We start from the raw sequence: 24116 nt of genomic DNA, 5'->3' as shown, positions 1-24116 counted from the left end.
CCCGATTCAAGCCTCAAGCCGGGATTTCCTGCCTTGACTTCATGCAGAAACACCGTGAATTTAAAGTGACTCCGAATTTTGGATGGCATCCGGCACTGTTTTTCTGATAATGCAAAAAGCCCCCTGCAAAAAGGGGGCTTTTTAAATGGTGGTTGGGGTAGGATTCGAACCTACGAAGGGCAGAACCCGACGGTTTTACAGACCGTTGCTTTTGGCCACTCAGCCACCCAACCATGTGCAAAGTGTTGCACCGGACAAAAAACTGGTGCGCCCGACAGGAATTGAACCTGTACCTGAAGCTCCGGAGGCTTCCGTGATATCCTTTTCACTACGGGCGCATTGCAAGATATCACAAAGAATATTATAACAAAAAAACGTGCCGTATGGCGCCGTATTTTTGGCCGCGACGGTGTATATCCGGTTAATTCCGTTCCCCGGCCAGTTCGGCCAGTTTCAGCGCGTATGCCGCCAGATTGTCAGGGTTCTCGCCGCCGCCTTGCGCGAAATCGTTGCGGCCGCCTCCGCGCGCGCCTACGAGCGCGCCCCATTTCCGCACGAGTTTGCCCGCGTCGAGCCGGCCCTTGAGGTCGTCGCTCAGGCCCAGTGCGAACGCGTACCTGCCCTCGCCGGGCGCTGTTACGAAAGCTATGGTGGCGGAGGAGGCCGTGCGCAGTCTGTCGGCCACGGCGCGCAGCGAGTCGGCGTCAGCTTCCGTGATATTGCTCCAGACCAGTTTCAGGCCGCCGGTTACCGTAAATTCGCGGCTGGCGCAGTCGCTCTGTCCGGCTGCCAGTTTGTGCTTGAGGCGCGCGATTTCCGCGCGCTGCTCTTTTTCCCGCGCGACAAGCTGTTCAACGCGTGCGTCCAGCTCTTCGGGCCCGACCAGCAGCGCCCGCGCGGTTTTTTCCGCTGTTTCCGCGATCCGGCGGAAATGTTCCACCGCCGCCGGGCCCGCTACACCTTCTATGCGGCGCACGCCGGAGGAAAGCGCCGAGTCTTTAATGATTTTCAGGGTTATAAGCTGGCTGGTGCGGTCGGCGTGGGTGCCGCCGCACAATTCGAGGCTGTAGTGGTGGGGCGCGTCGTCCCAGCCTTCCTCGTTGATAAGGATGAACCGGGCCGGATCGGAGTATTTTTCGCCAACCAGCGTTACCGCGCCGAGCAGTTCCGCGTCGCTCAAAGGCCGTTCGTCCTTATAGATGCTGTAGTCCATCGCTATGGCGTTGTTGGCGACGGCTTCCACCTGCGCCATTTCTTCGCGCGACGGCGCGCGGTTGATGGTGTAATCGAACCGGAACCGCTGCGCGCTGACATAAGAGCCCGCCTGATGCACCGATTTGCCGAACACCTGCCTCAGCGCCGCGTTCACAACGTGCACCGCCGTGTGATTGGCGGCTATGGCGGTGCGGTTTGTCCGGTTGACTTCGGCGATAACCGCCGAGCCGGATTTAAGCGCTTTCACGGTTTCTATATGATGATAGATAACCTTTCCGATAGGTTTGCGGGTATCAACAATCCGGGCGGCGAGTTTGCCGGCCGCGTCGAAAAGAAAGCCTGTGTCGCCCACCTGGCCGCCTGATTCGGCGTAGAAGGGCGTCGTGTCCAGCACGGCATAGCCGCATTCCCCTGCCGCGAGCAGTTCAACCGGTTTGCCGGTTGTGTCCAAAAGCCCGGACAGGCTGACATTGGCGCGCAGCGCGCCGTAATACCCGGTGAACGGAGTTTCCCTGAATTTTTCTTCCGCGGACTGAAGCGAGAACGACTCCCCGGAGCCGGAACCCTTCCAGCCGGATTTAGCCAGTTCCTGCGCTTTGGCGCGCGCCGTTTCAAACCCGGTTCTGTCACACCGGCGGCCTTTTGACTGGGCTATTTCCACCGTCAGTTCAAGCGGAAACCCGTAGGTCTCGTACAGGTTGAACGCCTCTTCTCCGGGTATTTCGCCGGGATATTTTTCCAGCAGTTCCGTCAGCCGGCGTTCTCCGCTCTCCAGGGTTTCCATGAAACGTTCTTCTTCGGCCCTGATCGTTTCCGCCGCATAGGCGGCGTTTTTGCGGATTTCCGGGTAAATTCCCCCGAACAGCTCATCCACCGGTTTTACCAGTTCGTGCATGAACGGATCCTGCCGGCCCAGCAGTTTGCCGTAGCGCACTGTTCTGCGGATAATACGGCGCAGCACATAGCCCCGGCCCTCGTTGGACGGGGTGATGCCTTCGGCGATAAGGAAAGAGGCCGCGCGGGAGTGATCGGCCGTCACGCGCATGGCCAGCCGGGAAACGTCGTCCCGGTCGGGGCTGGTGTTGAGGATACTGGCGGCGTAGTCGGAAATCGGGGCGAACAGATCGGTCGCGAACGGCGAACGTTTGCCCTGCATTACCGTGGTCAGGCGTTCCAGGCCCATGCCGGTGTCAATATTCCTGCGCGGCAGCAGGGCGAGCGAACCGTCTTCCTTGCGGTCGAACTGGGTGAACACCAGATTCCAGATTTCCACAAACCGGTCGCAGTCGCAGCCGACGCCCTGGCAGTTTTCGTGGGGCGACATGTCCGGCCCGAAATCGTAATAGATTTCCGAGCAGGGCCCGCAGGGGCCGGTGGGGCCCATTGTCCAGAAATTGTCCTTGTCGCCGAGAAATTTTATGCGCCCGGCATGCAGGCTGGCCGGAATGACTTTTTTCCAGATATTTTCGGCTTCTTCGTCTTTCGGCGCGCTTTTGCCGTCGAATACGGTCACATAGAGCCGGTCGCCGGGCAGGCCCATGTCTTTGGTGAGGAATTCCCACGCGTAGGCGATGGCGTCCTCTTTGAAGTAATCGCCGAACGAAAAATTGCCCAGCATTTCAAAAAACGTCAGGTGGCGGATCGTGGTGCCCACCCGCTCAATGTCGGTCGTGCGGAAACATTTCTGCACGCTGGCCGCGCGGGCGAGTTCCTTTTTCAGGCCAAGAAAATAGGGCTTGAGCGGCACCATGCCGGCGGAGGTGAACAGCAGGGACGGGTCGCCATGCGGTATCAGCGGGCTGGACGGCAGTACCGGGTGGTTTTTGCGCTTGAAAAAATCGGTGAAACCTGAGCGGATGTCTTTTCCTTTCATAGGATTACAAGTATACAAAATAATGAAAAACGTCCGCTCAGGCAGCGTGCCGCGTGCGGCACGCGCGGGTATATTTTGTAGAATGTTGCTGCGCGGGAGCCGCGCGTTATATGGAAAACACACGTTACCGTTTTATAGTCAATCCCAATTCCGGCAGCCGCACGGCGCAGTGCGCTTTGCCGGAGCTGGTGCGGGAGCTTTTCCCGGCGGGAACCGGGCTGCATTATTCCGACGCGCGCGGCGACGCGCGCAGGCTGGCCGCCGACGCCGTGCGGCAGGGGGTTGACGTGGTGGTCGCCGCGGGCGGCGACGGGACGATTAACGAGGTGGTTCAGTCGCTCGCGCATACAAACACCACGCTTGGCATTGTCGCGCTGGGTTCGGGCAACGGGCTGGCGCGTTCGCTGGGGCTGTCGCTGGATTGCCGGGCCGCCGCGCGGAAAATTCTGGACGGCGCGGTTTCCGTCATTGATCTGGGCCGCGCCAACGGCGAGTATTTCGCCAACATAGCCGGGATCGGAGTGGACGAGCGGATAGGCGGGTCTTTCAATCAGTCGGGCGAGACGGGCCGGCGCGGCATGCTGAAATATTTCGTGCTGGGCGCGCGCGAGTTTCTAAGCTACGCGCCCGGCGAATATGTTGTTTCCGGCGACGGGTTTTCTTTTGTGATAAAGCCCTATACTATTGCCGTCGCCAACGGCCGCGAATACGGCAGCGGGGCGGCTATCGCCGGCCATGCCGACCTTTCCGACGGGGTTCTGGAACTGGTCTGCATCCGGCACATGCCTTTGTGGCGGGTGCCGGGCGCGGTGATGCGGCTGTTCTCCGGGCGGCTGGGCGCTTGCGACGCGGTGTGCGCCCGCAGCGTCACAACGCTCACGATAAAAAGCGCCGGCCCCATTTCCTATCATCTTGACGGGGAAAGCCGGGCCTGCGGCCCGGAACTGGCCATTGCCGTAGAAGCCGGCGCGCTTAAAATTCTTTGCTGAGCCACTGAACCGGGTCCACGAGCACGCCTCTTGCCATAATTCCCCAGTGCAGGTGCGGGCCGGTTGAATAGCCGGTGTTTCCAGAAGTGCCGAGCTGCCGGCCTTTTTGCAGAAGCGTTCCTTCCTCAACAAGAATGGTGTCGAGGTGTTCGTACAAGCTGTAAACCTCCTGGCCGTGCGCCAGCACCACGAGATTGCCCTGAAGCGGATATCTGGCGGCGAGCGTTACCAGCCCGGTGTTGGCGGCCAGAACCGGCGTGCCCACCGGCGTGGCGATATCCTGTCCCCGGTGAAAGGTTTTTTTCCCGTTGGGCAGCAGGCGCAGCTGCCCGTGCGGCGAACTGAACCGGCCCGGCACGGGCAGAATAAAAGTTCCGCGCCACAGCTGCCGTTTGGTTTTATCGTCAAACGCCGCGCCGAACGCTTTTTTCGCCGCGCGCAATTCAGCCGTTTTGCCCAGGATTTTTTTCCGCCTGGCTTTGGGCAGCCGCAGCCTGATGGCGCCGGTTACGCCGCTTTTCACGAACACGCTGGTGGCGAATACGGTTTTGTTGTAAAGATGCTGGCGGACGGCGAGCGTGTGCAGGCCGGGCCGGGTTTCCAGTTTCAGGGGCAGAAGTCCGCGCGGCAGGCCGGTGTCGTCGGGCTGAAACGTGCCGTAGTTGGCGCCGTCAAGCGAGAAATAATAGGTGTGCCGGTTGTCGGCTTTATCGGCGCGGATAGCCAGCGTCTGGCCGGCCCGCAGCACCGTAGGGCCGGCCATGAACGCCGGGTCGGCATTGCGGCGCAGATACTGAGGCAGGAAAAGCGGAACCAGGGCGACAAACAGGTAAAACGGAACCCGCTGGAGCGTATCGCGCCGCGCGGCGGGCAGGTTCGCCAGTCTTTTGAGCCGGGACGGCGGCGGAGGGGGCGGCGGAGCCTCATAGTAATACACCTCCGTTGACCGGTGTTTGTGCGGACGTTTGAGCGCGGGATGCGGCATGATCATATTCTGGCTTTTTTGCAGGGAAATTTAAAGCCGCCGGGCCGCGCCCGATTATTGACAAGGCCCGCCGACTATGCAAAAATATAATAGCAGTGGGATGTGCAATTGATACGACGGGAGAGAAACATGAAAAAAGTACTTGTTCCGGTTGTTGCCTTGATGCTTTCTGTGTTTGCTGTGGGGTGCGGGGGGAAAAAAGTCGTGGAGTCGGCCCCGATGGTGCCGAACGCTCCTGAGTGGGTGAACAAAGGTTCCGGCGCTTTCGGCGATGTGGACGGAAAAAAAGTTTTTTACGGAGTGGGCATGGTGTCCGGCGTGCAGAACCGCGCGCTCGCCATTCAGTCGGCCGATCAGCGGGCCCGGGCTGAAATAGCGAAATCGCTTGACAACTATGTGGCGGTTCTTAACAAGGATTATATGGCTTCCACGACGGCCGGCACGATGGACAAATCGAGCGAGGAGCAGGATATTTCGGTTACGCTCAAGGGGTTCACCAAATTCACGCTTCAGGGCGCGGTGATTGTGGACCATTACATGGAGCCCGCCAGCAACACCATTTATTCGCTTGCCAAACTGGACATGGCTGCCGTGCAGCAGACCCTGTCAGACGCGAAGGAGCTTGACGCCAAAGTGCGCGATTTCGTGCGCGCGAACGCGGCAAAATCTTTCGACGAACTTTCGGCCGAAGAAGCCAAGCACTAAGGCGGCGCCATGAGAAAAACATTACTTCTTGGCATCGCCATCATGCTGCCGTTCGCGGCGGCCTGCGGAACCAGTGTCAAGCGGCTCGACACCGACGAGGTGAAAGACCTCAGCGGCCGCTGGAACGACACCGATTCCCGGCTGGTCGCCGATGAAATGATCGCCGATTCGCTGTCGCGCCCGTGGTACGGCAACGCGCAGGCCGCGCTCAGGCGGCCGCCGGTCGTCAAAGTGGGCGCGGTCAGCAATCAGAGCAGCGAGCACATCAACACGGACACGTTCGTGGAGAACCTGCAGCGTTCGCTCATCAACTCCGGCAAGGTGGATTTTGTGGCGAGTTCCGCCGAGCAGGGCCAGGTCCGCGGGGAGCGCGTCGAGCAGGATACCAACGCCACCGACGACACCCGCAAGGCGCAGGGCCAGGAAACCGGCGCGGATTTCATGCTGACCGGGGTCATCAATTCCATCGAGGATCAGGAAGGCGGTAAAAAGATAGTCTATTACCAGACCAACCTCAAGCTCATCGATATACAGTCGAACAGGATCGTGTGGAACGGCGAGAAGAAAATCAAGAAATACGTCAGCCGTTCGTCAATGGGGCTTTAACGCTCGGTTAAACGGGTATGCGCGAAATGAAGACGGCGGCCCGGCTTATCCTGTCGGCGGCGGTAGTGCTCGCCGCCGGCGGGTGCGCCGGGCCGTCGCTGTCTTACAAGAAATCGCTCTACACGGATATGGACAGGGGCGATTTCGCCGCCGCGGTTAAAACGATCGAGTCGGAGAAAGCATCCGAATACGGAAGCAAAAACAGCCTGCTCTATTACCTTGATCTGGGCATGGCGCTGCATGACGCGGGCCGGTATGAGGAAAGCGACAGGGTGTTTGATCAGGCCGAACTGCGGTACGACGAGCTTTACACCAAAAGCGTCAGCCGGACGCTCGGCACGCTTATGATCAACGATAACACGCTTCCTTACGCCGGGCATCCGTTTGACAAGGTGCTGCTGCATACTTTCCGCGCGCTCAATTACGCCTGCCGCGGCGATATGGAGGGCGCGCTGGTGGAGGTGCGCAAGCAGAATCTGTTTTTACGCACGCTGGGCGATTCCGGCGCGGCCGGTTACAAGGACGACGCGTTCGCCGAATATCTCGGCGGGCTGATGTACGAAGACGAAGGTAAAACGGACGACGCGCGGATTTCGTTCGCCGCCGCGGCAAAGGCGTACGGCGTATATAAAAAGGATTTCGGAATGGTTCCGCCGGACTTCGGGGCCGCGGTTTCCACCCCCGGCTGGGGCGAAGTGATTTTTCTGCATTATAACGGCAAGGCGCCCGTGCTGGTTTCGAAAACCATTCAGGTGGCGTGGAACGACGCGCTGGTGGCGATCAACTCCTCGCCCAAATCCGACGAGGAGTCCGCGCGGTTCGCCAACGCTTTGCGCGCCGGAGTGTATACGAACGCCGTTACCGTGGCGCTGCCGGAACTGCGGCGGGTGGATTATGCTATAACCGGGTCGGAAGTTTTTGTGGAAAGCGCGACCTGGCCGACCGTTCAGGCTGAAAATGTGGGCGCGCTTGTCAAACAGGAATTCAAGCGGTCGCTGCCGGGCGCCGCGCTGCGCGCGAGCGCGCGGGCGATTTTCAAGTATGTGACGACAAACGCGATCAGCAAATCAGCCGAGGACAAGGGCGGCAGCGGGCTGGGGCTGCTCGCGAAGATCGCCGCGTCGGCCGTATCCGCCGCCACAGAAGTGGCCGATACCCGCACCTGGGCCACCGTGCCGGACGAAATTCGCGTCGCGCGGATCGCGCTGCCCGCGGGCGTGCATAACCTGCATGTCAGTTTTACAACCGCCGGCGGTGTGGCGTACAGCGACGTTATAAAGGATATAAAGGTGGAGGCCGGGCATAAAACTTTCGTGCACCGGCGCACCGCGCGATAGGGGAGAGTTATGAAAAAATTACTGCTGTTTGCCGTGGCGCTGGCTGTCGTGGCGGGTTGCGCCGGGTCCAAAACCGTTGTGGCGGGCGGTTCAAAGAGGCCGGACTGGGTGTCCGGCGACAGTGTGCGGTATCCGCGTGAAACCTATATGCTGGGCGTGGGGCTGGGCGACGACGCGGCCAGCGCGTCCGACCGAGCCAGAGGGCAGATCGCGCAGATTTTTTCGGCGCTGGTGAGCGTGACGAGCGAGATCTCGGCCAGCGAGTCAACCCGTTTGTCGGGCGGCAGCACGCAAACCGATTCCGCTCAGGACGCGGCCGAGAGCGTGCGGACTTCCTCCCAGAAAGTGCTGGAGGGCGTGGAAATAGTGCAGAACTGGCAGGATCCGCAAACCCGGCAGTTTTACGCGCTCGCGGCGCTTGACCGGGCGAAAGCGGCTTCGTCTTTCAGACAGAAGCTTTCGGAACTCGATATGGAGCTTGCCGGCTGGGAAAGTTCTTTTGATTCGGCGAAGGAAAAATTCGCTAAAGCCAAAGCCGCGGCCAATGTGCTGGCGCTGCTTAAAACGCGTGACGGGCTGAACGCTGATTTGCGGATAATCGCCGGGTCCGGCGCAACCGTGTCCGACAGCGCGAACGAGCAGCTGGCGGCCTATAAGAAAGCGATTGCGGATCTGAATATAACGGTAACGGTCAAAGGCGCGAGCGGGCAGCAGATCGAAACCGGCATTATCAAGGCTTTGAATTCGATGGGTTTTACCGCCAAAGCGGGCGAGCCGGGCGCGGATCAGGATATACTGGTTTCCGCGTCGGTTGTGTCGGGCCAGCTGAGGAAAGACGATGCCGGCCCGTGGAAATGGGCGCAGAATACGGTTACCGTAGCTCTGGCGGAAGCGGCGACCGGAAAAGTGTTTCTGCAGTTTGATGTGGCGGATAAACAGGCGGCGACGGATCTGGACACGGCGTCCGCCCGGTCGGTGGAATCGGCGGCGGAGAAAACCGCCCTGAGAATCCAGTCCGCCATACAGGATTATTTCGGCGGTAAATAGTTTTGTGCAGTTAAATTAAATTCCCCGGCTTGCGGCGGGACCTGCGGCTTCCTACGGCGCGGCGGCCGCAGACGGGTAACGGAGAAACAATGAAAAAGACAGTGCTGGCGGTTGTCGCCGCGACGCTTATGAGTTGCGGCGTATTCGCGCAGGAACTCAAGACCGATACGGATAAGGCGTTTTATTCGTTGGGTTTTATGATGGGCCGCAGCGTCAGGACGTTTGCGCTTACTCCCTCTGAATACAAGACCGTGGTGTCGGGTTTTCATGATGCGGCGACCGGCAAGAAAGAAAAAGCGGATCCTTCCAAATACATGAACGAACTTGAGAAGCTGAACCGCGACAGGATTATGGCCGCGTCGAAAATCGAGAAGAGCAAATCGGCCGCGTACCTTGCGAAGGTGAAAGCCGAGAAAGGCGCGGTCGAGCTGTCGTCCGGCGTGATTTATGTTGCGCTGGCGGAAGGGACAGGCGCGTCGCCGTCCGAGCATGATGTCGCCACGGTGAAATACAAAGGCACCCTGCGCGACGGAACTGTGTTTGAAGACATCACCAAAGGCGACGAGCCGGCCAAGATCCCGCTCGACCGCGTGGTGCCGTGCTGGACTATCGGAGTGACGAAAATCAAGAAAGGCGGCAAGGCGAAACTGGCCTGCCCGTCCGATACGGCTTATGGCGACATGGGCATGCCGCCGGACATTCCGGGCGGAGCCGCGCTTACTTTCGAAATCGAACTGATGGATTTCAGCGACGCGAAAACGGCTTATCCCGCGACACCCGATGTGGATGATGGGCAGGGCTCGTCCGAGGAATCCGCGGCGGAACCGGAGCAGGCTGCGCCTTCCAAATAACATTTCAATCCGGGCCGGGGAGGCGGTTGGCCTCCCCGGCCCGGGAAGCATTTAAGGGAACGTCGGCGGATTGCGGGGTTATGGGGCAATGAGGCGGACTATATACATTCTGCTGGCCGCGCTGTGTTTTTTCAGCGGCGCATCCGCGCAGGCGAAAAATATAAAAATCCATTATAACCGGCATGCCGCCGATTATGACAACTGGAAGCTGTGGGCGTGGAACGCGACTGATTCCGGCGCCGGGTTTGACCTGTCCGCCGTTGGCCGCGACGAGTTCGGGCTGCTGTTCGGGCTGGAAACGGAAGAATACGGGCTGCACGGCAAAAAAATCGGTTTCCTGCCGCGTGTGGGCGACTGGATAGACAAAGACGGGCCGGACCGGTATTATCAGCCGGATATGGCCGCCGAAGTGTATATTTTCGAGGGGGAACCCGGAGTGTACACCAATCCGCCGGAAATCGTACCCGAAATCAGGACCGCTTTTCTGGACACGCCCGAACAGATCCGGGTGGTGTTCAGCAGCAGTCTGGAGTGGAAATATTTTGCCACGCATCCTATTTCCATTGCCGCGGACGACGGTCCTGTTGATATAACCAGCTTTGAATTTTCTCCGAAAGGAGAGCGCGGCAGAGTGGTGACGCTCACCGTAAAAAAACGCGGGACCGGCGCTTCTTTGTTTGAGCTTGCCAGACAGGGCCGGTGCTCGGTCTCGGTGGAGGGGCTGGGCACCCGGGCGCTCGTGCCCGGCCGGCTGCTTGACTCCGAGTATTTTTACAGCGACGCGCGACTGGGCGTTGTGAAGGAAAACGGCGCGTTTGCGATACGCGTGTTTTCTCCGGCGGCTTCCGCGGTGACGGTATTGCTTGCCAGGGATATTTCTTCAGGCACGGCCGTGCAGGAAATCCCGATGTCGGCGCTGGAGCACGGCCTGTGGCAGGCTCGCATAAGCGAGGATATCCGGGGCAGATATTATCAGCTGCGCGTCACGCGCGGGGGTATTACCGTTGACGGGCTGGACCCGTATTCCAGATCCAATACCGCGCATAACGGCTGGAGCCTGATCATAGACGACAAAACGCCGGTCGCCGCCGGCCCGGATTTCGATAATTCCGAGAATATCGTTTATGAGCTTCATCTGCGGGACATGACGATTGATCCCGCTTCAGGCGTTAAATATAAAGGCAAATATCGGGGGCTTGCCGAAAGCGGCACCCGTTACGCAAAAAACCCCGCGCTTGCGACCGGGCTGGATCATCTGGTCGAGCTGGGGGTTAACGTGGCGCATATCATGCCGGTGCAGGATTTCGAGAACGACGAATCATCCGAAACCTACAACTGGGGCTATATGCCGGTTCATTTCAATTCGCCGGACGGCTGGTACGCTACCCGCACTGACGACGAGTCCCGCGTAAGGGAGCTTAAACAGCTGGTTGACGCGCTCCATAAAAAAGGCATCAAGGTTGTGCTGGACGTGGTGTATAATCACACGGCGGAGGGCAATCCGGCTGTGGCTTACGGGTTTAACGCGCTGGCCGAGGACTACTATTACAGGACGAAAGACGACGGTTCTTACTGGGACGGGTCCGGCTGCGGCAATGAATTCCGTTCCGAATCCCGCATGGGCCGCAAGTTCCTGCTCGACAGTCTTGAATATTGGGTTTCGGAATACAGGATAGACGGGTTCCGGTTTGACCTGATGGGCCTGATTGACCTTGAAACCATTACGCTGGCGGTGAAGCGCTTGCGCGCCATAAACCCCAACATCTTTATCTACGGCGAACCGTGGGCCGCCGGCGCGACCCCGATCGCCAAAACGGAAAAAGGCGACCAGCGCGGGAAAGGGTTTGCGGTATTCAACGACGATTTCCGCAATGCCGTCAAAGGCAGCGTGTTCGATCTTAAACCGGGTTATGTGCAGGCGGGCCTTTACCGCGACGAGGTCATGCAGGGCATCCGCGGCAGCATTGACACGTTCGCCTCCAGCCCGCTGGAAAGCATCAACTATGTCAGCTGCCACGATAACCACACTCTGTTCGACCGGATCAGCCTGACCGAGGATATTGATGTTTCCACGTCTGACAGGATAAAAATGGATCTGCTTGCCAACGGCATAATACTCACCTCGCAGGGGCTTCCGTTCCTGCACGCCGGCGAGGAAATGCTGCGGACGAAAAAAGGCGAGCATAACTCCTATAACCTGGGCGACGACATTAACATGATTGACTGGTCGCGCAAAGCCGAATTCGGCCCGGTGTTCGATTATTACCGGGGGCTGATAGCTTTGCGCAAGGCTCACCCGGCGCTGCGCATGAAAACGGCCGGGGCGGTACGCGGCGGCCTGAAGTTTTACGACGAGCTGGGCCTGTACCTTAAAAAGCCCTGCATCGGCTATGTGCTGGACGGAAAAGCCGCTGGCGATTCCTGGGCCCGCATGGTGGTGCTCATTAATCCCGGCGCGGCGGCTGAAAAGTTCGCGCTTCCGCAGCGCGGCAAATTCAGGGCGGCGGTGTTTGACGGAGTTGTTTCGCCTGCCGGCTCGGCGCAGGTTTATGAGGGAGTGCTGGCGGTTCCGGCGCGCAGTATGGCGGTGTTGTTTGAAACGGAATAAAACGGCTTGGGCTCAGATGGCATTTGTATGAAACTCCCCCGGGTTTTTTGGTCCACACTTCGTTTGCCCTGCTTACGCAGGGACGAACACTAATCCCCCTGCCTGAGCTGTGCCATGCCGGCCATCATTAATGCCGTGCGGCCAGCGTCAGGTTTTTGTGAGCGGAGTTTATAAACCGCTCCGCGGGAAAGGGCGGTCTGTTGAATAGTCTTCAAAAGCTCATCGGCGTGATTTTGCCGTTTTTGTCCGACCGGACGGCTTTTTGCGGCACTATGGGCCCAGATGAAAAATAGGTCTTTTATGACTGGCGGAATTGCGCAGCGTCCGCCATACTGAGTGTAACAGGCTGGTTCAAAGGAGAGTTTTTATGAAAAGATCTGCTGGCAGAGTCAGGTTTTTCGCATTGCTTTTTTCGATGTTTTTCATGGCGGTTTCAACCGGAGCGGCGGGCCAGTCTTCCGCGCCGGCGGCTAAAAGCGCTTTATCCGGGCTGGCTTCAGTGGCTCGGTCGGCGGGAATTAAATTTGCACAGATAGTTGTCCCGGCGGACAATCTGGAGTTCAGAGGCAATAGGAACAGTACTCGGGACGGCAACCGGGAAGCGTCCAGCTATCCTCCGTCCGCCGCTTTTGAAAGAGTGAAAGGATTTCGTCCCTCTGTCAACGATGCCAAACGCAACACCAAGATGATTGATGTGCTTTCGCGGATTTATAGCGGCGCGCAGCTTGATTTTTCGAAAGACGGCACGGTTTTTTCCAATCGTGATCTTTCCTTGCCGAAACATGAATACGGCTACTATCGCGAATACACACTGCTGGTGCCCGGCAGGCAAACCGGCGATCCGGCTGAACCCGTTGATGTGGGCGGCACGCAGTACACCGCCGGGCCGGTGCTTAGCACGCGCGGCGCGGAACGGCTGATAATCGGCGGCGGCAAGACGGTCTACTATACGCCTGACCATTACGTCACTTTCATCGAACTTACTCCTGTAAGCGACTGATTCTTCCATAGAAACATTTGAAAGCCCGGCAGACAGGATGAGCCGGGCTTTCGCATTACAGGGCTTTTATCCGGCCTGATTTCACGTTGCGGCGGGCGGGGAAGTCTATTATAATAGTCTTATGCAGGCTAAACAGATCATACGGTCTTTTTTTTCCGATCCGGCCGCCGGAGTGCTTTTCACCGGCGCGGACGAATTCAATACAGTCCTCGCGGCCGCGGGACAGGATTATTACACTGTTTTTATTGACGCCGGATTCCTGCCGGACCGCGCGGCGATAATGGAACAGTTTTCCGTTTCGCTCAAATTCCCCGCCTATTTCGGGAAAAACTGGGACGCGCTGGAAGACTGCCTTACCGATCTGCCGGACTGGCTGCCGCCCGGCGGGAGCGGCTATCTGATTCTCATTCCGAACGCCGGCGCGCTGTGCCGGACGGAAGGCGCGCCGCCAAGCCTTGGCGCGCCGGCGGATACTTATCCGCCGCAGGCGCTGAAAGGGCTGTCCGGTTCGTTCGAAACTCTGGCGCGCGTGTTAAGCGACGCGGCGGGCACGCTGCAGGATGTTTCCGGCACATCTCTGAAAACGGTTTTTATTTTTTGAGCAGCCGCGCAAAAGGGGGACACTGGTATGCCGCAGGATGATATTGAACCGCAACATCAAACTCCACCCCGGTCTGAACCTGTTGCCGGGGACAAGGCTCCCGCGCCGGACGCCGGGCCTGCCAAAAAAGAGAAGCGGCCCATGGAAACCTGGGTGCTGGCCAATCTGTCAATGCTGGTGTTCGGGCTGGTGATAGCGGGTTTGATCGGGTTTGATGTCTATCGCAGGATGAAAGCGGAGGGCCGGCAGGCCGAATTTACAGCCGGAGGGCCTGAAGCAGCGTCCGTGCCGGCAAAATTTCCGCTGGCGGGGCCTGATAAGACGGACGGGGTGGCCCATTCGTCATCGCCGCTGCCGCTGCTTGGCGAATTGCCGATGGATACGGAAAGCAGCGAACCGGTCGGTGTGGATATCGGCGGGTGCGCGGGCGCCGTAAAACCGGGCAATATTCCCAATACGGTGCAGACGGATTCAATACAGGCGTCGCTGTCGGGCCTGGGCGCGGCGCTGGCCAAGTACAGGAACAAGCCCGGCGTAGCGGAAGTTCTGGCGGAGCTTAAAAAACGCGGGATAGATCTGTCCGCTCCCAAAATGGATTTCAGGGCTGTTATGGCCGCATATGCCGACCCGAAATTTCAGAAGACAATTGCCTCCGCCATGTCGAAACCGAAAGCAAAGGCCACGTTTCTTTCAATGGCGAAGGATCCGCAGGTAATGGCCGCGCTGGGGCAGCTCAAAGGTGTTACGCAAAGCAAATATGATAGCGGCGTTGCCGGCAAAAAGTCCGCGCAAGCCGTTGCTCCGCCGTCCGCCGGGCTTCGTTCAGCCGGCGGGACGGCCGCCGTTCTCAATGCCGAAGCGCAGGCGGCGCAGGCCGCCGCTTCCGGCGGTCCCATTAAATAATGCCGGGCAAACGGCGCGGCGCGTGAACGGGTGCGACATGTGCCTGGCAATGCGCGCCGCGCGCATTTTCGGACGCGCTTTCGCATGGGGCGGCTTTGCGGCAGAAAAATCAGGCGGCATGTTTTCATGCAATGGCGGTTTTGAGCGGATTCTGCTGACTTGCCGGCAATAGCTATTAATTAATAGAATAATAGGGCTATGGGCAGATACTGGACCGCGCTTAAAAAGAGCTGGAAACGCCCTGTTAACATACTGGTTGTGCCGCATGGTGCATTGTCGTCCTGGAAATTTCGCGTTTCCATGCCGTTTATGCTTTTTTTCCTGCTGTTGTGGTGCGGAATTACGGGATGGGCTGTATTCATAGCCAGTCGTCAGATAGATTATTACATCACCAAGGCGGACAATAAGGTTCTGCACACCAAAATCGCCTACATAGCGCAGGAAATGGAGGAGGGCCGCAATTATCTGGCGATGGCCCGGCAGACGGATTCGCAACTGCGTGAAGTGCTGGGGCTGGGTTCGCGTGACGCCATGCTGGATCCTGACGGGCGCAACGGGCCGCAGTATGACGACAGCGTGAATTTCAAAAATATTGTTGAAACGAAGGCGTCGGAGCTAAGCGAACGCCTGTTCCAGAAAAACGTGCAGAGCCTGACCGCGGAATCCAAGAGCATTCTGGCCGGATTTCAGGAAATAACCTGGTATATCGCGAACCAGAAAAACGTTTATCGCGGCACTCCGGCGATCTGGCCGGCGAAAGGCAGGATTGCGTCACGGTTCGGATACCGGCTGTCCCCGTTCGGGACGATGGCGCACGAGTTTCATTCCGGGCTTGACATCGCCGGACCGGTGGACTCTCCGATTTACGCCACGGCTGACGGTGTTGTGCGCTACGCCGACTGGGGATACGGATACGGGCAGACGATACTTATTGACCACGGGTTCGGCTATTCCACACTGTACGGGCATACTACGCAGCTGCTGGTCAAGCCCGGCGAGCAGGTCAGGCGCGGGCAGATGATCGCGCGAATGGGCACTACGGGGCGCTCGACCGGCATCCATGTGCATTACGAGGTCTGGCATAACGGCAAGCCTGTCAATCCGGTTCCGTATCTGAGCAATACCAGCGCGGACGGCGACCGGCAGGCCGAGGAAGAAACGATTTTAACCGACGCATCGGTGAATAAAAACGGAGGCTAGATGTCTTTTATGAACAAGAAGGCAGCTGATCGGGACATGGGCGGAGAGGATGCCGTGTCCGTTATCGGCCGGGAAGTTTATTTTCAGGGCACGGTTACGGCGCGCGGGTCGTTGCGCGTGGACGGGCGCATGCAGGGCGCGATTCTGGAGGCGCATACCGTGATCGTGGGCGAGAAGGGCCGTGTGGAAGGCGATATCACCGCGGAGAATGTTGTTGTGGGCGGTCTGGTGGCCGGCAACATCTGCTCCAGCGGGTTTACCGAACTGCTGTCGGGCAGCACGGTTAAAGGCGATATCCGCACCGCCAAGCTTGTTGTTGAGGAAGAAGCCCGGTTCGACGGACGGTGCAGCATGAACGAAGCCGCGGCCGCAGAGCCGCCCGCCGGGGCGCAGCGGCCCCCGAAACCTAACACGGATGACGAGGACGAATAACTATGATTTCACTCATGAACAAGTACAAAAAGTCGGTTTTTGTGGCCACGACGACGATATTTCTGGTGGCTACGCTGGTGGGGCTGGGCGGATACCTTGGCGGCGGCAACGCTGAAACCTATGTGGTGACCATCGGCGACGATATCAAGGTGGATTCGCAGCAGTATCAGCAGATGGTGAACAGCAAGCTGGAATATTACCGCCAGCAGGGCCTGCCGACCGAGGCGCTGGAGCCGCAGATCAAGCGGATGATCGTGAACGATCTCGTGACTGACGCCATTTTTTCCCAAGCCGCGAAAGACTACGGCATTTCGGTGTCGGATTTCGAGGTGAGCGTGGTGGTGCGGTCGCAGCCGGCGTTTTTCACCGACGGCAAGTTCAATCCCCAGGCGTATTACCGGCTGATCTGGGACAATTACCGCGTAAAGCCCGACGTTTATGAAGAACGCATCAGGCAGAGCCGCATGGCGGAAAAATTCAAGCAGCTCATGGCGGGCGGCGCGATGGTCATGCCGGACGAGGCGAAAGCCGCCTATCTGGCGGAAAACAAAAACCTGAAAGATTTTGAAGAGAAAAAGGCCGAGTTTACAGCCGGGCTGCAGCGCGAGAAAGCGACGGAGCTTATCAATTATTACCTTAAGCGGTATCTGGCTTCGAACAAGGTGGTTGAATACAAGGACAACATGTAGGCCTAACTACTGCACAGGTGAACTGAATGGATAACTCTATAGTGGTTGTTGGTTCCGTGGCGTTTGACTCTATTGAAACGGTGAACGGCAATACCGACCGCGCGCTGGGCGGCTCGGCGGTGTATTTTTCAGTGGCGGCCTCGTCCTTCACCAAAGTGCGGCTTGTGGGCGTGGCGGGCGATGATTTCGGCGACGCCAACATTAAACGCCTGCGCGCCCGGAAAATAGATGTCAGCGGGCTGGAAATCGTCAAAGGCGGCAGGACTTTCCACTGGCGCGGCAGTTATGACAAGGACTATAACGAAGCCACCACCAAAAAAACCGAATTGAACGTGTTTGAAACATTCAACCCCGCGCTTTCAAAAGAGCATCGCGCGAGCGGCAATATTTTCCTGGCCAATATTGACCCTGAATTGCAGATGCAGGTGCTCAGGCAGGTGGAAAAGCCGCGGCTGGTCGCCTGCGACACGATGAATTTCTGGATTGCCGGCCATCGCGCCCAGCTGCTTAAACTGCTCAGGCGCGTGAACATACTTTTTATAAACGAAACCGAGGTGCGCATGCTCACCGGCGAGCATAACCTCATTGTCGCGGGCCGGCTGGCCCAGAAACTGGGGCCGGAAGCGGTGATCGTGAAGCGCGGCGCAAGCGGCGCGACTCTTTTTAAAGGGGACGAATGCGTCACTTTCCCGGCTTACCCGGTCGAAAAAGTCGTGGATCCCACCGGCGCGGGCGACAGTTTCGGCGGCGGGTTCATGGGCTATATCTCGACTGTCGGGAACTGGCGTTCGTTCGGGGAAATAAAGAAAGCCATGGCGTACGGGACGGTGGTGTCTTCGTTTAACGTGGAGAGTTTCAGCATCGGTTCGTTGTTTTCGTTGAAAAAAGCCGATGTGAGCCGCCGGTTCGCCAGATACGTCAAATCGCTGCGCATTGCCTGACCGGGCCGGCACATGATTGAAATCGAAAATCTCGGCAAGCGGTTCGGCGATCTTGTCGCAGTAAAAAACATCAATCTTACGGTCAGACCCGGCGAAATACTGGGGTTTCTGGGCCCGAACGGCGCGGGCAAGACCACAACCGTGAAAATACTGTCGGGCCTGATGTCGCCGACTGCGGGCCGCGCGGCGATTGCGGGGCACGATATCGTGCTGGAGCCGGAGGCCGCCAAGCGCTGTCTCGCGCTGGTGCCGGACGAGCCTTTTGTATATCCCAAACTTACGGGCCTTGAGTTTATGGCTTTCATGGGCGACCTGTATGAAGTCAGCCGGGCGGCCCAGACGGCGGAAATTCCCCGCTACCTGGAGATGTTCGACCTGACGGCCATGGGCAACGAACTGCTGGAATCCTATTCGCACGGTATGCGCCAGAAACTGGTGCTGGCGAGCGTGCTGCTGCGCAAGCCGAAAGTGCTGCTGCTTGACGAGCCGATGGTGGGGCTGGACCCCAAAAGCGCGAGGATGGTAAAGCATATCCTCAAAGAGCTGGCCGATAACGGCACCGCGATTTTCATGTGCACGCATATTCTGGAAATCGCCGAGAAGCTCTGCACCCGCATAGGCATCATGTACGAGGGCGAGATCATACAGATGGGCACAATCGAGCAGCTGCGCGAGAGAAGCGGCAGTCCGCTTGAGGACTCCTCCGGCCGGCGCATCAGCCTTGAGGATATTTTCCTTACCCTGACCGGCGGATCCGGCTATTCCCAGCTTTAGGAGCCGTCATGCGGGTTCTCATAAAACGCCGCCTGCTGTGTTTTGTAAACAGCATTGTCAGCATGAAGCTGTGGGAATTTTTCGTGCGGGTGGGGTTTACGCTGGCGGGCGTGGTTATTCTGGGCGGTCTGTATTTCTGGTTTTACCGGGTGCTGAAGTATCTGGACGGGATTTCGATCATCGGGCAGGTTCTGCCGTGGAAACTCAGCGCCATGATGTTTCTGATAACGTTCTCCATGGTGGCGATCTCGAGTCTGGTGTCGGCGATGACGACGCTGTATTATTCCGCCGACCTGAAATTTCTTTTCGCTTCCCCGGTGCCCATCAGGACGCTGTTTTTTGAAAAAACGGTCGAGGCGGCTCTTTATTCCTCCTGGACGCTCGCGATAGTGCTTGTTCCGTTTGTGGCGGCGCTGGGCCGCGTGAAATTCGCGCCGCCGCTTTTTTATGCCTATTTTTTCATCATGCTGGTTCCGTTTATCCTGCTGGGCGCGGCGTTCGGGATAATGATGAGCATGGCGCTGATGTATTATTTCCCATCGTCCAAAACGCGCGACGCGGTGTGGGTGACGGGCACGCTCGCGCTGGTGGCGGGTTACATGCTGCTGCGGTTCGTGCAGCCCGAGAAGCTGGTCAACCCCGACGCGATCGAGGTGGTCGCGCGGTATCTCGAATTTCTGCAGGCGCCGACGGCGCGGTATCTGCCGTCGTGGTGGATCACGCGGGGCATGTGGTCGTTTCTGTACGGGCAGTACGCGCAGTTCGCGGGCTATGTCGCGCTGCTTTACGGCTCGGCCGCCGGCGTGTACGGATTTCTGGTTTATGTTTCGAAATGGGTTTATATGAAAGGGTTTTCCGGCGCGCAGGAAGGGCGGCGGCTGGGGCCGGCCGCTGCGATGAGCGAGCCGTTTGAGCGGGTTCTGGTGGAAAAGAAACTGGTCGCGCGGGAGCAGTGGACGCTGCTGTGGAAGGACCGGCGCGTAATGCTGCGGGACGTGCGCTACTGGTCGCAGATCGCGCTTATCGGCGCGATCATGGCGGTTTATCTGTTCAGCATAAAAAAACTGCCGCTGGAGGGCGAGGCGCTTAAAACGCTGATCGCGTTTTTCAACATAGCGGTGGCCGGTTTTGTTGTGGCTTCGATCGGGCTGCGGTTCACGTTCCCGGCGATCAGTCTTGAGGGGCGCAGTTTCTGGCTTATGCGCAGCGCGCCGTTCTCCATGAAAACGCTGATGCGCGAGAAACTGCGGCTGATGGCTTTGCCGTCGGTGCTGGTGGGCGGGGTGCTGGTGGTCTGGTCCAACATTTTGCTGCAGGCTGATGTGTTCGTTTCGGTTTTAACGGTTGCGACGATCATAATAGCGTCGTTCACCTGCTGTGTCATGGGGATCGGGCTGGGCGCGCTGTTCGCCAGATTCAATGTCGAAAACATTCACCAGATAGAAAGCTCCGCCGGCGGATTTATTTACATGGCCTGCTGTCTGGGTTATATGGCGGCGACTCTTTCCATAGAAGTGTATCCTGTAAAAACCCATTTCATGGCGATGTTTGCGCATACCGGATGGGACTGGGGCTGGCTGGCCGTTTGCGCGGGTCTTTATATCGCGCTTAACGCCGCCGCGATAATTATTCCGTGGAAGCTGGGTCTGAAAGCGCTGGAGCGGCATGAAATTTAGCGAATTATCAAAAAAAAGCGCGCTTGCCGCAATTATTGCCGTGGCAGCCATTGCGGCCGGTTCGGCCTGGCGGCTGGCGCGGACTCATGCCGGCCCGGCGGATGCTGCAAAAGCCGCAGTTCCGCGCTCCGGCGGCCCGGACAGCGATTTCACGCGCGGCTACCCTGAAAAAGCGGCCGCGCCGGACGCAGGCGCTGCCCCGCCAGCCGGCGAGTTCGGGAGGTTTTATTCCGACGGCAAACGGCAAAGCGGCAGGTTCGCGCTTACCTTTGACGACGGGCCTGGCACCACCACGCCCGAACTGCTGGAACTGCTGCGCCGCAATAACGCCAGGGCGACTTTTTTCATGCTCGGCTCCGCCGTGCGCCGGTATCCCAAATATGCCGCCGCGGTTGCCGGGGCCGGGCACCTGCTGGGCAATCACACCTTTACCCACGCCAATTTCAACAAACTGCCGCAACCGGGGCGCGAAGCGGCCATGGCGGCTGAAATCTGCGAAACGGAAGCCGCCGTTTACGCCGCGGCTGGCCAGCCGCCGTATTTCCTGCGGGCGCCGTACGGGCTGTCTTCGCAATGGATACGCGAACTGGCGGCGAAAAAAGGCTATGTGCTGGTTAACTGGTCGTGCGGGGCGGACTGGTGGTTTTATCCGCGCGAGCAGATTTTGAAGCAGTATCTGGACAATCTGCATTCCGGCGCGATTTTTCTGCTGCATGACGGCGGCTCCAGCAAACGCGAAACCACCGTCTGGCTGGTGGAGCGGATTCTGGCGGAGGCGAAAAAACGCGGGCTTAAGCCCGCCCGGCTGGATGAACTGCTCGATATTGACATGCGGGTTCTGGCGCGCGAACGCGCGAAGCTGTCCGGCTGCTGCTCCTGCGGGCCGGAAAAACGAGCCGGTGTTTTGCCAGCCGCGCTTTAAATTAGGTAAAATATTGCATTGTTGTCTGCCGGGATGCTGGAATTGGTAGACAGGATGGTCTCAAAAACCATTGCCCCAAAAGGGCGTGCGGGTTCAAGTCCCACTCCCGGTAAGCGCACTTAATGAATGGCGGAGCTGACACTCCGCTATTTTTTATGGGTTTGGTTCTTGCTGAGTAAGCCGTGTCCGCGCCCGCGGGGATTGCCCGTGTCATGATCATTTATTTTTGGAAATATGATTTCAGGAGAATTGATGAAAAGCTGCATCAGAGTGTTGGCTTCGCTGTTTTTTCTGTCCGTTCCGGCTGTACCGGCTGATGCCGCGCTTGACTCCGGCGCAAACGCGCCCGACTGGAAGATGACGTTCGGCACGTTTGTGATAGGGCATTCAAATTTTGACGAGGCGTCTCTTGCCGGGCGCAACAAGGACAAGCATGTATGGGGCAACATCAACAGCGTTTTGCTTGACGCCGCTATCGAGAAATACGCCGGGCGCGATATTTTTGTAAACCTGGTCTACCGCAGAACGCTGATTAAAACAAGCGATATGCATTCCGCCCTGAATTATCCCGGAGCGGGCCCCGTAACCGCGGAAAACCAGATGTACGGCTATTCCGATTTTATTGACATGAACGCGCTCTGGCGGTTCTTCAAAACCGACCGGCTGTATATGGATCTCGGTATCGGCTACGGGTACAGCTGGACCGACAAGAATTTTACCAACCGCTCTTCAACCAACAATAGCGTGGCGCCGGCCTACAGCAATGCTTACGCCGTGTATCAGCTGGAGTTTTACGGTCCGAAACTTGACTGCCGGTTCCGCTGGCTGCCGTCCACGGTCGGCTTTGAGGCGAAAGCGGAAGGCTCCACCCTTATGCGCAACAATATCCGTTATGTCATTCCCGCACCGCAAGGCTACTGCACCAGCGCCAGCGGCTCCTATTACAAAGCCGACGCCAAACTGCTGTGGGTGCCGCGTGACAACGGCATGAACCGCGCCTGGGAGTTCGGGCTGGGTTACCAGAAAGGCGGGTTCTTTTTTGACAGGATGAACGATGACGCGATGGATCTTTCCGTCAAGTTCGAGGGCGTGTTTTTCGACGTGGCGTACCGCTTCGGATCCGGCGTTAAAAGCTGATTTTCATGAGGCCTGATCTAAAAGTCCCCGCCATAACGGCGGGGACTTTTTTCATCAGCCGGCCTCCGTTTTTGCCGCTTTATGCCGCGCGGCGGAAAATGATACCATTTGCTGCAGGCCGGATTACGGGCCGGGGTTTTGGAGGCGGTTATGAAAAGTGTGCTGATTGTTGTTGACATGCAGAACGATTTTTTATTGCCGGACGGCAGGCTCAGCCTGGGCCATGATACCGGCGGGCTGATAAGCCGGGTCGCCGAAAAGGTGCGCGGTTTCGACGGGCCGGTCATCCTCGTCCGCGATGTGCATGAACAGGGCGACTGCGAATTCGCCGCGTTCCCGCCGCATTGCCTGGCCGGCACTCCGGGCTCGGAAATCGCCGCGCCGGTTCTCGCCGCGCTGGAAGGCAAGATTTTCCTTAAACTAGACAAAAAATCCTACACCTCGCACGAAGCCGCGCATACGATCGTGAATACCATATTCCGGGCCGGCGCGCCGGCCCGGGTCTGCGTGACGGGTATCTGCACGCATATCTGCGTGTCCGAAGTTACGGGCGATATTGTCAATCTTTCTAAAAATCTGCACAACACCGTGCCGGAAATCAGCATTGATACTGCGCTGGTGGATGATTTTGATCCCGAAATGGCCGCTTTCGCGTTGCGCCGGATGCAAAGCCTGTACGGCGTGAAGGTGAGCGAAACCGTCCGCGCATGACCGGCGGGACGGCTGGCGGAGAGGCCGGGCCGCCACATCTGCAAAGCGGTCAAAAATACGACTATCTGATCGTGTTGTCGGCGGCGGCGTTATTGTCCGTTCCGTTTTTCGGCATGGCGGCGCATGTTGATACGGGCTATTACGGCTACATCTCCCGCGCGCTTGAAGGCGGATACCGCCTGCACCGCGATATTGCCGCCGCGCAGAATTCGCTTGGTTTTTATTTAACCGCCGCCGTTTTCGGCCTGTTCGGCGCAAGCCTGCTTGTCATGCGCGTGGTCAGCCTGCTGTTTCTGGCGGGATTTGCCGCGGCGTTTCTTGCGTTCGCCCGGCTGATAACCGAACGCAAAACCGCGCTGTGCGCGACGCTGTTGTCTTTGCTGTACGTCTGCCAGCCGCAAATCCAGCGCGGGTTTGCGCGCAATTACCTTCCGGCGGTTCTGCTGTTCATCACTGCGGGCGCATATTGCGCGCTGACCTCCTCCGGTAAAAAACGGCTGTTCTCGGCGGGTTTTTTTACCGGACTTGCAGCCTGCTTTAATGAAAGTTTTCTGCTTTGCTGCCTGGCGCCGGCAATATGCGCCGGGATCTGCTTTCCGCGCGAGCGGCTGCGCGCCGTCGCGGCGGCTTTGGGCGGGGTTTGCGCCGCGTTTCTGATTCCGGCGGCGATACTCGGTTTCTACGGCGGATGGCAGGGTTATTTCACCGATCTGTTTTATATGGGTGTCGGCGCGCGTGTTTCGGGCGCGTATTCGGACAGGTTCGCAAACCTCCTCTTTGTTTCCTGGGACGCGCTGGTCATTTATTCCGCCGCGCTTGTCTTATACCGCCCCTGGGACTGCCGAGCCCTGCGTCCCGAGCCGGAAAAACGGTTCTCGGCGGTTTTCATGCCGCCGCTTGCGCTGACGGTTCTG

Annotated in this window: 22 protein-coding genes and 3 tRNA genes; 21 read left to right on the top strand and 4 right to left on the bottom strand. The window is 58.4% G+C overall.

Annotated features, from left to right (window positions below; translation table 11 throughout):
- Window positions 1-146 precede the first annotated feature (146 nt).
- The 3 genes from PHW69_05210 to alaS all read right to left on the bottom strand — a co-directional run bounded on the left by PHW69_05210 (window position 147) and on the right by alaS (window position 3088).
- A tRNA-Tyr gene (locus tag PHW69_05210) sits at window positions 147-233 on the bottom strand.
- Window positions 234-263: 30 nt separating this feature from the next.
- Window positions 264-338: transfer RNA gene (locus PHW69_05205), tRNA-Arg, on the bottom strand.
- An 83-nt stretch (window positions 339-421) separates the two neighbouring features.
- On the bottom strand, window positions 422-3088 hold the full coding sequence (gene alaS / locus PHW69_05200; protein ID MDD4004585.1) for an alanine--tRNA ligase: 2667 nt from the start codon (window positions 3086-3088) through the stop codon (window positions 422-424).
- Between the two features lie 110 nt (window positions 3089-3198).
- On the opposite strand from alaS, the gene PHW69_05195 reads away from it, so the two are divergent.
- Window positions 3199-4077: a diacylglycerol kinase family lipid kinase gene (locus PHW69_05195; GenBank protein ID MDD4004584.1), complete on the top strand. Its 879-nt coding sequence runs from the start codon at window positions 3199-3201 to the stop codon at window positions 4075-4077.
- Here PHW69_05195 and PHW69_05190 read toward each other — a convergent pair.
- Window positions 4061-5068, bottom strand: a complete 1008-nt coding sequence (locus PHW69_05190) for a M23 family metallopeptidase (GenBank protein ID MDD4004583.1) — start codon at window positions 5066-5068, stop codon at window positions 4061-4063. The genes PHW69_05195 and PHW69_05190 overlap by 17 nt on opposite strands.
- A 123-nt stretch (window positions 5069-5191) precedes the next feature.
- Here PHW69_05190 and PHW69_05185 point away from each other — a divergent pair, with 123 nt between their 5' ends.
- The 20 genes from PHW69_05185 to PHW69_05090 form a co-directional block, all read left to right on the top strand.
- Window positions 5192-5767: a hypothetical protein gene (locus tag PHW69_05185; GenBank protein MDD4004582.1), complete on the top strand. Its 576-nt coding sequence runs from the start codon at window positions 5192-5194 to the stop codon at window positions 5765-5767.
- A gap of 9 nt (window positions 5768-5776) precedes the next feature.
- Window positions 5777-6373 (top strand): penicillin-binding protein activator LpoB, encoded by a 597-nt coding sequence (locus PHW69_05180; protein MDD4004581.1) that lies wholly within the window; start codon window positions 5777-5779, stop codon window positions 6371-6373.
- Window positions 6374-6390: 17 nt separating this feature from the next.
- Window positions 6391-7710: a hypothetical protein gene (locus PHW69_05175; protein MDD4004580.1), complete on the top strand. Its 1320-nt coding sequence runs from the start codon at window positions 6391-6393 to the stop codon at window positions 7708-7710.
- A gap of 9 nt (window positions 7711-7719) precedes the next feature.
- Entirely contained in the window at window positions 7720-8757 is a 1038-nt protein-coding gene (locus PHW69_05170; GenBank protein MDD4004579.1) for an LPP20 family lipoprotein, read from the top strand.
- Between the two features lie 89 nt (window positions 8758-8846).
- A complete protein-coding gene (locus tag PHW69_05165) occupies window positions 8847-9608 on the top strand; it encodes an FKBP-type peptidyl-prolyl cis-trans isomerase (protein MDD4004578.1) in 762 nt (253 codons plus the stop codon).
- A gap of 88 nt (window positions 9609-9696) precedes the next feature.
- Complete coding sequence (gene pulA / locus PHW69_05160; GenBank protein MDD4004577.1) at window positions 9697-12216, top strand: type I pullulanase; 2520 nt, start codon at window positions 9697-9699, stop codon at window positions 12214-12216.
- Window positions 12217-12583: 367 nt separating this feature from the next.
- The gene (locus PHW69_05155; GenBank protein ID MDD4004576.1) at window positions 12584-13216 is read left to right on the top strand and encodes a ribonuclease domain-containing protein; all 633 of its coding nucleotides are present in this window, start codon (window positions 12584-12586) and stop codon (window positions 13214-13216) included.
- Between the two features lie 121 nt (window positions 13217-13337).
- Window positions 13338-13817 (top strand): barstar family protein, encoded by a 480-nt coding sequence (locus PHW69_05150; GenBank protein MDD4004575.1) that lies wholly within the window; start codon window positions 13338-13340, stop codon window positions 13815-13817.
- A 141-nt stretch (window positions 13818-13958) separates the two neighbouring features.
- The gene (locus PHW69_05145) at window positions 13959-14720 is read left to right on the top strand and encodes a hypothetical protein (GenBank protein ID MDD4004574.1); all 762 of its coding nucleotides are present in this window, start codon (window positions 13959-13961) and stop codon (window positions 14718-14720) included.
- A 198-nt stretch (window positions 14721-14918) separates the two neighbouring features.
- Window positions 14919-15920 carry a M23 family metallopeptidase gene (locus tag PHW69_05140; protein ID MDD4004573.1) on the top strand — a complete coding sequence of 334 codons (1002 nt, stop codon included), beginning with the start codon at window positions 14919-14921 and terminating at the stop codon, window positions 15918-15920.
- A gap of 9 nt (window positions 15921-15929) precedes the next feature.
- Entirely contained in the window at window positions 15930-16352 is a 423-nt protein-coding gene (locus PHW69_05135) for a polymer-forming cytoskeletal protein (GenBank protein MDD4004572.1), read from the top strand.
- 2 nt (window positions 16353-16354) lie between these two features.
- Window positions 16355-17041, top strand: coding sequence for a SurA N-terminal domain-containing protein (locus tag PHW69_05130; protein MDD4004571.1), 687 nt, complete (start codon window positions 16355-16357; stop codon window positions 17039-17041).
- Window positions 17042-17067: 26 nt separating this feature from the next.
- Window positions 17068-17982 carry a PfkB family carbohydrate kinase gene (locus PHW69_05125; GenBank protein ID MDD4004570.1) on the top strand — a complete coding sequence of 305 codons (915 nt, stop codon included), beginning with the start codon at window positions 17068-17070 and terminating at the stop codon, window positions 17980-17982.
- A gap of 12 nt (window positions 17983-17994) precedes the next feature.
- On the top strand, window positions 17995-18756 hold the full coding sequence (locus PHW69_05120) for an ABC transporter ATP-binding protein (protein ID MDD4004569.1): 762 nt from the start codon (window positions 17995-17997) through the stop codon (window positions 18754-18756).
- A gap of 8 nt (window positions 18757-18764) precedes the next feature.
- Window positions 18765-20432: a hypothetical protein gene (locus PHW69_05115; protein ID MDD4004568.1), complete on the top strand. Its 1668-nt coding sequence runs from the start codon at window positions 18765-18767 to the stop codon at window positions 20430-20432.
- A complete protein-coding gene (locus tag PHW69_05110; protein MDD4004567.1) occupies window positions 20422-21354 on the top strand; it encodes a polysaccharide deacetylase family protein in 933 nt (310 codons plus the stop codon). The genes PHW69_05115 and PHW69_05110 overlap by 11 nt, the downstream gene beginning before the upstream one ends.
- Before the next feature lie 27 nt (window positions 21355-21381).
- Window positions 21382-21466, top strand: a tRNA-Leu gene (locus PHW69_05105).
- A 140-nt stretch (window positions 21467-21606) separates the two neighbouring features.
- Entirely contained in the window at window positions 21607-22491 is an 885-nt protein-coding gene (locus tag PHW69_05100; GenBank protein ID MDD4004566.1) for a hypothetical protein, read from the top strand.
- A gap of 150 nt (window positions 22492-22641) precedes the next feature.
- On the top strand, window positions 22642-23202 hold the full coding sequence (locus PHW69_05095) for a cysteine hydrolase family protein (protein MDD4004565.1): 561 nt from the start codon (window positions 22642-22644) through the stop codon (window positions 23200-23202).
- Window positions 23199-24116 (top strand): hypothetical protein (locus PHW69_05090; protein MDD4004564.1); only part of this gene is annotated, 918 nt, incomplete at its 3' end. The genes PHW69_05095 and PHW69_05090, both read left to right, overlap by 4 nt.

It is taken from the genome of Elusimicrobiaceae bacterium, from assembly GCA_028700325.1.
Lineage (GTDB): Bacteria > Elusimicrobiota > Elusimicrobia > Elusimicrobiales > Elusimicrobiaceae > JAQVSV01.
Note: the sequence above shows the minus strand (reverse complement) of the source record. Positions and strands in the feature narration are given on the sequence as shown.

What these genes read in the sequence shown, in the direction of transcription:
- PHW69_05155 (MDD4004576.1), top strand. Translation starts at nt 12,584, where the DNA reads ATGAAAAGATCTGCTGGCAGAGTCAGGTTTTTCGCATTGCTTTTTTCG.
- PHW69_05120 (MDD4004569.1), top strand. Translation starts at nt 17,995, where the DNA reads ATGATTGAAATCGAAAATCTCGGCAAGCGGTTCGGCGATCTTGTCGCA.
- PHW69_05115 (MDD4004568.1), top strand. Translation starts at nt 18,765, where the DNA reads ATGCGGGTTCTCATAAAACGCCGCCTGCTGTGTTTTGTAAACAGCATT.
- PHW69_05190 (MDD4004583.1), bottom strand. Translation starts at nt 5,068, where the DNA reads ATGATCATGCCGCATCCCGCGCTCAAACGTCCGCACAAACACCGGTCA.
- PHW69_05110 (MDD4004567.1), top strand. Translation starts at nt 20,422, where the DNA reads ATGAAATTTAGCGAATTATCAAAAAAAAGCGCGCTTGCCGCAATTATT.
- PHW69_05100 (MDD4004566.1), top strand. Translation starts at nt 21,607, where the DNA reads ATGAAAAGCTGCATCAGAGTGTTGGCTTCGCTGTTTTTTCTGTCCGTT.
- PHW69_05140 (MDD4004573.1), top strand. Translation starts at nt 14,919, where the DNA reads ATGGGCAGATACTGGACCGCGCTTAAAAAGAGCTGGAAACGCCCTGTT.
- PHW69_05150 (MDD4004575.1), top strand. Translation starts at nt 13,338, where the DNA reads ATGCAGGCTAAACAGATCATACGGTCTTTTTTTTCCGATCCGGCCGCC.
- PHW69_05125 (MDD4004570.1), top strand. Translation starts at nt 17,068, where the DNA reads ATGGATAACTCTATAGTGGTTGTTGGTTCCGTGGCGTTTGACTCTATT.
- PHW69_05145 (MDD4004574.1), top strand. Translation starts at nt 13,959, where the DNA reads ATGGAAACCTGGGTGCTGGCCAATCTGTCAATGCTGGTGTTCGGGCTG.
- PHW69_05095 (MDD4004565.1), top strand. Translation starts at nt 22,642, where the DNA reads ATGAAAAGTGTGCTGATTGTTGTTGACATGCAGAACGATTTTTTATTG.
- PHW69_05165 (MDD4004578.1), top strand. Translation starts at nt 8,847, where the DNA reads ATGAAAAAGACAGTGCTGGCGGTTGTCGCCGCGACGCTTATGAGTTGC.
- PHW69_05185 (MDD4004582.1), top strand. Translation starts at nt 5,192, where the DNA reads ATGAAAAAAGTACTTGTTCCGGTTGTTGCCTTGATGCTTTCTGTGTTT.
- PHW69_05175 (MDD4004580.1), top strand. Translation starts at nt 6,391, where the DNA reads ATGCGCGAAATGAAGACGGCGGCCCGGCTTATCCTGTCGGCGGCGGTA.
- PHW69_05180 (MDD4004581.1), top strand. Translation starts at nt 5,777, where the DNA reads ATGAGAAAAACATTACTTCTTGGCATCGCCATCATGCTGCCGTTCGCG.
- alaS (MDD4004585.1), bottom strand. Translation starts at nt 3,088, where the DNA reads ATGAAAGGAAAAGACATCCGCTCAGGTTTCACCGATTTTTTCAAGCGC.
- pulA (MDD4004577.1), top strand. Translation starts at nt 9,697, where the DNA reads ATGAGGCGGACTATATACATTCTGCTGGCCGCGCTGTGTTTTTTCAGC.
- PHW69_05130 (MDD4004571.1), top strand. Translation starts at nt 16,355, where the DNA reads ATGATTTCACTCATGAACAAGTACAAAAAGTCGGTTTTTGTGGCCACG.
- PHW69_05195 (MDD4004584.1), top strand. Translation starts at nt 3,199, where the DNA reads ATGGAAAACACACGTTACCGTTTTATAGTCAATCCCAATTCCGGCAGC.
- PHW69_05170 (MDD4004579.1), top strand. Translation starts at nt 7,720, where the DNA reads ATGAAAAAATTACTGCTGTTTGCCGTGGCGCTGGCTGTCGTGGCGGGT.
- PHW69_05135 (MDD4004572.1), top strand. Translation starts at nt 15,930, where the DNA reads ATGAACAAGAAGGCAGCTGATCGGGACATGGGCGGAGAGGATGCCGTG.